6 protein-coding genes are annotated in these 7,826 nt (G+C 51.8%); 2 read left to right on the forward strand and 4 right to left on the reverse strand.

The genetic code is table 11. From position 1 onward, the window contains the following. The first annotated feature begins 15 nt into the window (after positions 1 to 15). Entirely contained in the window at positions 16 to 960 is a 945-nt protein-coding gene (locus tag GS632_RS21505; RefSeq protein WP_171722451.1) for a helix-turn-helix domain-containing protein, read from the forward strand. A gap of 876 nt (positions 961 to 1,836) precedes the next feature. Beyond that, entirely contained in the window at positions 1,837 to 2,985 is a 1,149-nt protein-coding gene (locus GS632_RS21510) for a hypothetical protein (protein ID WP_171179392.1), read from the forward strand. A 370-nt stretch (positions 2,986 to 3,355) separates the two neighbouring features. Here the strand turns inward: GS632_RS21510 and GS632_RS21515 are convergent, their stop codons facing one another. From GS632_RS21515 to GS632_RS21530, 4 genes are read right to left on the reverse strand one after another with little or no spacing between them, the layout of a single operon-like run. Then, entirely contained in the window at positions 3,356 to 4,597 is a 1,242-nt protein-coding gene (locus GS632_RS21515; RefSeq protein WP_171722452.1) for a membrane dipeptidase, read from the reverse strand. Between the two features lie 47 nt (positions 4,598 to 4,644). Beyond that, entirely contained in the window at positions 4,645 to 5,823 is a 1,179-nt protein-coding gene (locus tag GS632_RS21520) for a carbohydrate porin (protein ID WP_171239141.1), read from the reverse strand. Next, positions 5,820 to 6,584, reverse strand: a complete 765-nt coding sequence (locus GS632_RS21525) for a DUF3299 domain-containing protein (protein WP_171179386.1) — start codon at positions 6,582 to 6,584, stop codon at positions 5,820 to 5,822. The genes GS632_RS21520 and GS632_RS21525 overlap by 4 nt, the downstream gene beginning before the upstream one ends. 25 nt (positions 6,585 to 6,609) lie before the next feature. Beyond that, positions 6,610 to 7,755: an amidohydrolase family protein gene (locus GS632_RS21530; protein ID WP_256368738.1), complete on the reverse strand. Its 1,146-nt coding sequence runs from the start codon at positions 7,753 to 7,755 to the stop codon at positions 6,610 to 6,612. Between the last annotated feature and the right edge of the window lie 71 nt (positions 7,756 to 7,826).

The raw sequence follows: 7,826 nt of genomic DNA on the forward strand, positions 1-7,826 counted from the left end.
GTTAACTGAGGCGCTATGTTACTGTTCGAGAAAATACGTTCGGTGGAACACCTGCCTGATTACACTGACGTCCAACTCGAAGCGCTCGCTCTCTCTCCACAGGGGCCAAAGTTGAATTGGCGCGTGGCCCAACACAATGGTTTCAGCCTTTATTCCGAGGAATACCTTTCGCGTATTCGTTTCCACGAAGTTCAACACGGCGACACAGTCTTCTTAGGTTTAGTCTTACCAAACGGCGAACCGGTTCGATTTCAAGGAACTCTTTATGAGGATCCGTTTCTTGTGTGCTGGCAAGGGAAAAAACAAACAGAGTATGACTACGTGACCGAGGCTGGTACTCAGATTTACGTGCTGGAAGTTCCGTGTTTGCAGGTCGAGAAGCGTGGATGGGCAACGTTTAAAGCACCCATTCGCCTGTCCAGATCCGACGCTCTGAATGCTTATGCCCGTTGCATTGAGAAATGGCTTTGCCACAAACTAACTACCGAGGGTGTGACAGATGCTTGGATGTTGAGTGACATTTTCGAGAACCTCGAAAACTTGGCAGGTGAATTTCTTTACCGTGCCGAACCACAAATGGCCGCAGAAAAGGCTGGCCATAGTCAATGGAAGACCGTTGTGGCGGCCGAAGAGTATTTTTCAGAAAACCCGGCGGGCATAAAACTAACCGTTCAAGAGTTGTGTCGCGAACTCGGGGTATCGAGGCGGTCACTCTTTTTGGCTTTTGAAAAACAACTTGGTGTTGGTCCAAGCAAGTTCCAGTCGATTGTACAGCTACATCGGCTAAGGTCACTTCTGCTGGAAAGCACCTATGAGAAAGGTGTCGTTTCAAAACTCATCGGCGAAGCCGGGTTTAGTCACCTTGGCCGGACATCAGTTGCCTACCGCCAATTCTTCGGTGAGACGCCGATAGAAACGGCGACGCGACCAAAAATCGGTTCATCTAAAGGGGTTTCTTAAGACGAACGTCCGCTTTGGGACCGAACGAAAATTGACGACACATTTTTTTGGGAGGGTATCTAACCGTACTGTGTAACCAGTTGCCCCCATACCCCCCACGGCAGGCGGCGACCGCTGCGCCTCCGCTGCAAACGCGCTGCTACTCTTACTGATTTACAGAGTTTAGGTTGGGGCAAAGCACACTTTCAGTATTGCAGTGCTTTGTCGACTGTGAGACTGTTAAGCTACTGGCAACGCAAGACATCTTTCAATGAGGTGTTGGTGGCGGCAGTGGAAAACAGCACCTTGTTGCACGTGCGGATTGGGATAGAGCGCTTCGTTTACACCGAAGATGTCGGGAGTTCGAGTCTCTCATCACCCACCATTCCCAACTCATTGATCTTGCTATGGTTTCTACCAAGCGGGGTCTTGCATTGCCTCAATTGGTAGATGGAGGCGGTATACGATGAGATTCGCATTGCTTAAGCCTGTTCTGATCAGATCGCCTTTTTGCTCATATCCCTAGAAACATAGTCAACCAATCAGCGGGGACTAAAGTTGTTCCGCCTGTTGCCGATAGAGCCTGCCAGGTCAAGCAAACCGGCCATGCCAAGGTTTATTTAGGGCGAAGGATTGGCCAGAAGCAGAGAAACGCCGCTTGAAGTACAAACTGAAACTGAAATCCAAGCAGAGCCTCCGTTACGAAAACGCCCCAACATTTCCTAAACTCCGACAACGGACATACGATAGCTTGAGTAAAGCTACGTGTTCTGTGTATGTCCCGTGAGATGTGAGCGGCGTAAGATACACTGAAAGCCTGGGTTCCAGAGTGTATTCAGTGATGTTGCTTGTGCACAATTAGTGAATGAAAGTTCCGACCTTCGGAAAGGCCAAAAATTGAAACGTTTGATAGTACATATTGGTTGGGAAAAAACGGGTACAACATCACTTCAAGCCTTTATGAGCAATAATTGTGACAAACTTGAAAACGTTGGAGTCCACTACCCTAATGACCGCCACTTGACATTTGTTCAAGGCAATGGGCATTTCCCGCTGGCCGGAGCTCTGACGAACCAGAACAAACAAAGGGAATTCATCGCGGAACATAAGAAAATTGATGGACAAGTTATACTTTCCGATTTTGCTTCTCATCTAAAAGTTGTCAATAAAACCACAGTGATTTCTTGCGAGCATCTCTCCAGCAGAGTGGGCTCTGAGAATGAAATTAAGCTGTTGAAAGATAGCATTGATGCCACGGGCTACGAGGTAAAAGTTGTTTGCTATATTCGTGATCCGGTGAGTTTAGCCAAATCATCGCATTCTACGGCAGTCAAAGTCAGTAAGCGCGACAAACTAAACTGGGATCGCGTAGACCCGCAGAATGAGTACTTTAATCCAGTTCACCGGCTTCGTAGGTGGGCCGAGGTTTTTGGAAAAGAAAATGTAACTGTACGGGAATACCTGCCTAGCAAATTGGTCGGCGGAGATATTTGCTCTGATTTTTGTGAATTGATCGGTGTCGACTCTCAAGATTTTGCAATTCCAGATCGGCTTAATACTGCTCTTTCTCTAGATCACTTGGAAATATTGCGTCGTTGTAATTTTTTCTTGCCAACGCCTGCCGAAGATATGGCATCTTGGCGAAAGAGTAATACTACGAGAGCAATATTGAGAAAGGTCAGGCCGGATAGAGAAAACGTTGAGCTGAGTCACCCCATACCAGTTGGGGTATTAGATAGATTCTCAAAGGCTTGTGACGAAATTGAAAGTGAATTTTTGCCGGAAGGGCTGTCTGAAAACTGGCGTAGAACAAAGCAGCCACTAGAAAACGAATCCGACAAAGATCTGCCGGAAACTGCCTCGGAACTGGAAAGTCTTTCAGCGGAATGGTTAGTTTGCCTCGCGAAAAAAACTCAGGAGCTTCAGCAGGAGCGGGACAAGGCTATTTCCGAGCGGGACAAGGCTATTTCCGAGCGTGACCAAGCAAGAAGGCACCCTTGGGTGTATTTCAAGCACGCCGCAAAATTGCGTTTCCGGCAAAAATAGTGACCCAAAGTCGACTTGGAAATGGATTGGATTGTGTGCCGCAATCCTCACTGAACTCGGTGGCTATTTGGGTGTCAGATCTTGATCTCGCTGCATAGCAACGCACGCTGTGTTGCGTTGTGCCTTTTGGTGCATCTTTCGATAGTCGACTCAACGGCAACACACGTATTTCATGTGATTGAACGCGCTTAGTGGCAGTGGAATTCAGTGCTTTGATTAGTCGAATTGGTGGTGCAAAGCGCTGCGTTTGCACCACAGATGTGTCGGGAGTTCGAAACTCTCATCGCCCGTCATCTACCCTTCAAACTCAAGCAGAAATGCCAGCCTGACCAAACCCGGCCTAAAGAAAGTTGGCAATTACCCAGCGCATCTATCGCGAATAAAACCCTTCACGAAGCTCTTGCCGCAAGCGCAAACGCTCGGGGTATTCCTTCAAAAACTGTTCGGGTGGTTTGCCTTCCCAAACTTGCGCGTAAACCCGCATCTTGTTTCCGCCGTAGATCTTTGCAAGATCTTCATTTGAATAGCCGCGCGCCCAAAGATCGTCCGTTATCGCCGCAAGGATTTTGGCAAGTTCACCGTTACCAGTTGCCCCTTTGTTGAAGGCGTCGATCATATAGCCGCCGTCATCGTACATGCTCGCGTTTTCAGTTGCGAACTGTACGACTAATTCCAGCGAAAACATGTCGTCCGTTGCGATTCCAACATGGTCGACGCCGACAAGCTGGACATAGTAATCAATCATATCAGCGGCCTGCTCGGGTGAGATATCCTCGGGCCAAACGCCGTCCATCATCCATTCTGTGAACGTCGGGGAAACGTAGCCACCAGACTTGGCCGCGCGCAGCGCCTCATCATCGGGAATGGCGCGATAACACCCTTTTGGCGTCGCATTGGGCCCATTCGCATACAACCCTGCAGGAACCGAGTGCGTGTAGACATAGGGCACCCCGGGGTAGTTCTCATCCATGTAATCCATGGCGTCATTGGCCGTTTTCGAACCCGTATGGCTTAGGTCGAGCAGTATGCCAAACCTGACCATTTCATCAATAACTGACTTCCCCCACGGGGTCAGACCAATGTCGCGACCGTTATAGGCCGCCAACTGCCCAGAACCAGTCCGGAAAATGTCATTGTAAGCCAGGATCATACTTTTGATCCCCATATCCTTGAGCACTGCCATCTTCCTCAGGTCGCCGTCCAGAATCGTGGCCGTTTGGCTGTTCCAAATAACCGCTGTTTTGCCCTGTATGTGGGCAGCTTCAATGTCGCGGGTTTCATTCACGATGAGGTAGTTTTCCGGTTGCTGGGCCATTGCAGCACGGAAGTGGTAATGTTGATCAAGAAAGGTGTCGAAAGACATATCCGCAGCAGCCAGCGTCATCTCATGCCCAGTGATGCCGTTTTCCCGCGCACGCGCGAAGTAAGTGTGAAGCTGCTCGTCTTCGGTCCAGCCAGTGCCATAGGGGCTGGCCAACATGCCGAGGACAATTGTGTCCTGCACAAACTGCTTCGCCTCTTCTGACGCCTCCCACGTCTTGCTTTCCTCGCTCGCATGTAACGCGCCGGCAAAAGTGATCGCTATGGCGCTTACGGCCAATAGGGTCTTCATGACAGAGCCTCCTCAGTTGATTTGTTTTGCCGCCGCATGAACACCCCTCAGAAAACGATCCGGGTTCTGAGGCCGAACAGCGTGATGCTGTCCTGAGTGGGGTTCAGCAGCGGGTTGGAAATGAACTGCACCGATGGTGTGATCTGAAACCCCGGTGAGATTGAAAAACGGTAGAAAGCTTCAAGCGTGAACTGTGTCCCGTCGATGCCCCTGGCTTCGGCCCAGTTCAGGCCAAGACCGGCCAGATCGGTATTGCGACCATAATACCCCAGACCGACAGATATCGACCGATCGTAAAGAGCTGCCGTTCCTTTTGAGGCCCCCGCCCGAAAGAACGGCATCCACTTGTTGTCGACAAACCAGGCCGCAGAAAACGCCGCGCCATAGTCTTCCGCTCGGCTGCCATCGTCAGCCGCATCTGCATGCCAGAGGGTCAGATGGACATTGTCGAAATAGATACGATCAAAGCCGGAAGTGTACCCAAGTTCGAGTGATTTGAAGAGATTGCCGTCGCTGAACACATCGAAATTAGGGTCAGACGGGTCGGCGTTCGCGTCTGAAACGCTCGCTACGGCATAGACAGTCTCGCTAAGCTTCAAACCACCCGCAATTCCCAATCCTTGATTGGGTGTATTGATCGTCGGGTTGGTGTTGAATGACAGGTTCTGGAATCCGCTGTAGGGACTGACCAGCCCATAGATGTCCACGAAGTCCGTGACGTCAATCTGCCCGACTTGCAGCGTCCACGCGCCGTTCGCAGCCCTTTGGGTCCAGAACAGGTTTGTCAGCAGTAGTCCATTATCATTAAAGGCTGTGCCCGTGATCGAAAGCGCTCCACCATCCAGCCCAAGGAACTGCGGGGCCACATCGGTATAGCTGTGCCGGTCTTCAATCTTGAATGTCAGAGAACCCAGTTCAGTTGCCTGCCAGTTGCCGTAGAACCGAGCAATTCCGCTGGCCGCTTCGCCGGTGCCCAGATCAGCATTCGTGGTTTGGCCCAACGCCAAGTAATCAATGTTGAAACGAAACCCGCCCTCAGCCAGTCGGTCCTTCCACCCGAACCAACCTGGCGCGATGTTACGCGGAAAATCCGATCTGTATTGCGGATCGGTCAGGCCGTCGCCGGGCTCAAGATCAGCCCCAACAGAAGAAGGTCCGGAAAGCCCTTGCGCCGATACCGCGCCAGCAGATGCAATTACCGATGCAGCAAGCAGGTTTCTTATCATTCGGACGCTCTTGCCCCGCCCGTCTTGCGATTGCCCGCCGCGCGAATGCGATCAGCAGCACGCTGTTTCCACTCCAGCCTGTCTGTCTCGGTTTCCAGCGTTTCAACACTGTCCGTTTCAAGCTGGAAGGTCGCGTTCATGGGCATAACGCCGTCCACGACCATCATGTTTTGAACAGACGGATCAATGGTCAGCGTTCCCGTCAATCGTACGGGTTCATGGAAATAGCTGGGGGTCCAATCCTCATTTAAACGCACGCGGATCATCTGGTTGGGAGGCGGCGGAGGCATGTGACTGCACATCCCGCGTTCCGGCACCAGATACGCCACAGGTCGCCCGTCGGGATCGCTGGGGGCTGGAATAGCAAAGCCCGCGACAGTGATTGTCTGGCCGTCTAACTGCGGATTTCCGTTCGTCCCGGCCTTTCTTCGACGCTCCATCACAACTTCACGCTGATCGAGCAGCCAGTCGATATCAATTTCATCTGCGGCCAAAGCGTCCTCGGTCTCAGCCAGCAGTTCTTGCCATTTCTGCCGTTCTTCTTCGCTGCCATGATCCTGCTGCAGCCTGCCGCGCAGTCGTACAACAAACAGAACATCGTCGAACTGTTCAGGGCTGAGATCGCGATAAGGGTCTTCAAAGATCTGCGCGGACGGGTCTGGAAGATCCGCCCAATCCAACGCAACCCCAGGCGCTGCAAAAGTGGGCGGGGCACACCACACCAACCCTGCGATGACCGCGATGCAAAACCAATGACGCATGAATACTCTCCGGCTGCGCTTTTAACTATTCCAGCGTGTTCTTGTATATCACACCATCCTTCATAATCAGACGGATCGTTTCAGGGCTGTCCGGTCTCGGGTCCGCTCCAAACCACTGATCACCGGTTCCAACGACCGAAAAATCCTCTAGCGGGTTTCCGTCGATCAACAGGATATCAGCATAAGCGCCTTCTTCGATCACTCCAAGCTTTCCAGCCGTATAAGGGTTCATGAAATCGCCCGACAAAGCAACGACTTCACCACCTGTCGAGGTCAGCGTCACCATCGAAGTATACGGACCGAAAAACTCATTGTTCAGGTGTTTCTCGTAGGCAATCTGGATGTTACATGCTTCCACCGAGCCAACACAGTCCGTCTGGAACCCTCGCTTCACCGGGCATTCCTTCATATTGTCGATGTAGCCCGCAAATGTGGCCGAGGCGGATTTTGCTTTGGCAAGGCTGGACGGGACGTTTGCCACCGCAGGAATATCAAGCAAACCGGGATCGAAGGCCGTCAGGTTCGTGGTTATGTAGGCCCCTTTTTCGTTCATGACCTGAGCGATTTCACAATCGAACGAGAAACCATGTTCGATCGACATCACGCCTGCATCAAGCGCATTCAGGATTGCTTCTTTCCGATACGAATGCGCCATGACATAGCTGCCGTATTCATTTGCGACTTGAACAGCTGCTTTGATTTCCTCTGGTGATCCAGCCAGCAGTTGCCATGGATCAAAAGCCGAAACCACGCCACCGGATTGCATGAATTTCAACTGCGTTGCACCCATTCGAAAGTTGTTGCGCGCGTATTTATAAACGTCATCGACACCGCTAATCTCTTGCGCCAAGTTCAGACGGCTCATGTTCGTTTCAGAGCCCGGTGGTGCAGTGAAATTGGCGAAGTCTGCGTGGCCACCCCGTGTTCCGATAAATGCTCCGGAAGGATAGTACCGGGGGCCGTCGATTTGCCCTGCGTCAATGGCCCTTCGCAGCCCACCATTGGCACCACCCGCATCCCTCACAGTGGTGAACCCCTGCATGAGATACATCTCAGCCATCCGTGCACCGTGAATGGCGAAATCTTCCCACGTCGTGTTGGCTTCCATCGCCGGCAGCGTAGGCCCCATAAGCATGAGATGCGCATGTAGCTCAATAAATCCGGGCGTCAGTGTCCGTCCTCCACCGTGTCAATCGGCATTGAACATTGACCCCCTATCGGCATCCAATATTGACCCCGGTT

It is taken from the genome of Ruegeria sp. HKCCD7296 (assembly GCF_013110775.1).
In the GTDB taxonomy this organism is placed as follows: Bacteria; Pseudomonadota; Alphaproteobacteria; order Rhodobacterales; family Rhodobacteraceae; genus Ruegeria.

Excerpts from the sequence above, each read along its gene's own strand:
- GS632_RS21505 (WP_171722451.1), top strand. The coding sequence starts at position 16 with ATGTTACTGTTCGAGAAAATACGTTCGGTGGAACACCTGCCTGATTAC.
- GS632_RS21515 (WP_171722452.1), bottom strand. The coding sequence starts at position 4,597 with ATGAAGACCCTATTGGCCGTAAGCGCCATAGCGATCACTTTTGCCGGC.
- GS632_RS21520 (WP_171239141.1), bottom strand. The coding sequence starts at position 5,823 with ATGATAAGAAACCTGCTTGCTGCATCGGTAATTGCATCTGCTGGCGCG.
- GS632_RS21525 (WP_171179386.1), bottom strand. The coding sequence starts at position 6,584 with ATGCGTCATTGGTTTTGCATCGCGGTCATCGCAGGGTTGGTGTGGTGT.